Here is a 2,304-nt window from a genome sequence, read left to right on the forward strand (position 1 = left end):
GATAGCGTCGTGCGCGACGCTCCGCTACTGGCAGATGCGCAGGACGGCCTGGCAAACACCAAGATCCTGGCAGCGATCGAGGAATCCGTCGCGACCGGCAAGGCTGTGAACATCGGCTAAAGCCGGAACCAAAAGCGCGGGGCATGTCCGCACAAACAGTGCGGCTTGCCTCGCTTGAAAATACGGAGAGTAGATAAAAATGGCATCCATGACCTTCGACGGGATCGGCAAGACCTTTCCGGACGGAACCGTTGCCGTTGCCAATGTAAGTTTTTCGGTCGCGGACGGAGAATTCGTCGTGCTGGTCGGGCCGTCTGGTTGTGGCAAGTCGACATTATTGCGGATGGCAGCGGGTCTTGAAACGCTCAACAGGGGCCGGTTGCTCATGGATGACGCTGATGTCACCGAGACAGAACCCCAGGACCGGGATATTGCGATGGTTTTCCAGAACTACGCGCTCTATCCCCATATGACGGTTTACGACAACATGGCCTTCGGTCTGCAGCAGCGAAAAATGCCCAAGGACAAGATCGACAAGCTGGTTCGCGACGCAGCGGAAATGCTCGATCTTACGCGTTATTTGGAGCGCAAGCCGGGGGCATTGTCCGGTGGTCAGCGCCAACGCGTGGCGATGGGGCGGGCGATCGTTCGCCATCCCTTGGCGTTCCTGATGGATGAACCTCTTTCCAATCTGGATGCCAAGCTCCGCGTGCAGATGCGCGGCGAACTGAAGCTGCTCAACCAGAGGCTCGGCGTAACCACGCTCTACGTAACCCACGACCAGGTCGAAGCCATGACCATGGGCGATCGTGTCGCTGTGCTGAAGCCAGTGTTCAATGGAGAGGAGAGCAATCTTCAACAGATCGACACCCCGCAAATGCTCTACGACAAGCCCGCCAACCTCTTTGTCGCCGGCTTCATCGGATCGCCCGCCATGAATTTTGTGCGCGTCGAGCTGACTGCGGAAGCCGGGTCGCTCAAAGCTGCGGTAACTGGCACGAAGATATCCTTTTCCGTCGCCGCCAAGCCGGCACTTTCGGAATATATAGGCCGGCAGGTCATCGTTGGAATTCGCCCGGAGATGTTTCAGGTTTGCCCCGCGTCTGAAGCCTTCTTTAACGAGCAGGTCCCGGTTGCCGAAGCGCTGGGAGCCGACACCTTCGTCTTTTTCGACATCGCGTCACCGCCGGTCAACATAAACGATGCCGAAGATACCGAAGACTTTCCAAATAAAGGTAAGAACCGACTTGTCGCGCGGATCCCACCGGCGCTCACACCGCGTCCCAACCAACATTTGCCGCTCACTRTCGATCTGGAGAAATTGCACTGGTTCGATCCGGTAACCGGAACTGCGATCCGAGACTGACAGAACCTCCGCAAATTATCGCCTAACTAGGAATTCAAGTCTTTTCTCCTGCCCTCCCAGGCAACTTGGCTGTCGTCGAATACGAGGTCGGCGGCAGCCATTTTTTTCTTCGGATTCCGCATTTTGAAATGCATAGCCTGAACATTCATGCACCGTGACAGAGCTTAGAGGAGTGGCTTGTGAAACATGTTTCCATTGTCGGGAAGTTCTTTGTCATCATGGCCGTTTTTGGTGTCACGGCGCTGGGACTGACGTTTTATCAGAGCCGCCAGATGCTTACGGTAAACGATAGTTACCAAGGGCTTCTCGACCGGGATGCATCTGCAGCGCTTCGATTGACACAGTCAAACCGAAGTCTCGAAACGGCGCGTGCCAGCATCAGCGACATGGTGATGACGCGGTCGAAAGAGGCGAGGGCGCGCGCAGAAGCAGGTCTGAATGACGCGCAAGAGAATTTCGTCAGGTTCATGGATCTGGCCGTCCAGGCAGTTCCCGAGCAGGGTGAACTGCCGAAGTTGAAGGCGGATGGATTCTCTGTCGTGACCGACACGTGTGGTGCAGCGATCGCTGTGGCCCGCGGCGCGACCAGTGAAGCCGAGCTTGCCATGGTACAGCAACTCTATCTGACTTTGTGTCAACCCGCCTTCGCTGCCATTTCACCGAGGTTTACGTCCGTGACGGAAAAACTCGCTTCGGACGCGGAGCAAAAGCGTGCTGATGTTTTACGCGTCGTCGATGACACGTGAGTGCTGAGTGTGGGGAGCAGCTATTACGGCACTGCTCGCCGTTTCATGGTCCTTTCGCGTCGTCGGGTCGGCTGTGCGAATTTTCCGCTCGATTATTGAGGCCTTTGTGCGACCGGTGTTCGACACCGGGCATGAGGTCGCGCCTGGCGGCATCATAGGACCGGAGCTTGTCGGTGATCATGACCCGTGGTG

2 protein-coding genes and 2 pseudogenes are annotated in these 2,304 nt (G+C 56.7%); 3 read left to right on the top strand and 1 reads right to left on the bottom strand.

The window, feature by feature from the left end; genetic code table 11:
- From AC1D1Z_RS36440 to AC1D1Z_RS36450, 3 genes and pseudogenes are all read left to right on the top strand, one after another.
- A pseudogene (locus AC1D1Z_RS36440) lies at positions 1–120 on the top strand (gfo/Idh/MocA family oxidoreductase); the annotation flags it as partial.
- 79 nt (positions 121–199) lie between these two features.
- On the top strand, positions 200–1,366 hold the full coding sequence (locus AC1D1Z_RS36445; protein ID WP_477853675.1) for an ABC transporter ATP-binding protein: 1,167 nt from the start codon (positions 200–202) through the stop codon (positions 1,364–1,366).
- 179 nt (positions 1,367–1,545) lie between these two features.
- Positions 1,546–2,112, top strand: a complete 567-nt coding sequence (locus tag AC1D1Z_RS36450; protein ID WP_245488362.1) for a Tar ligand binding domain-containing protein — start codon at positions 1,546–1,548, stop codon at positions 2,110–2,112.
- Positions 2,113–2,150: 38 nt separating this feature from the next.
- Here the strand turns inward: AC1D1Z_RS36450 and AC1D1Z_RS36455 are convergent.
- Positions 2,151–2,304: pseudogene (locus tag AC1D1Z_RS36455) on the bottom strand (DDE-type integrase/transposase/recombinase); the annotation flags it as partial.

The sequence above is a fragment of the Rhizobium sp. P1_E1 genome, from assembly GCF_056406015.1.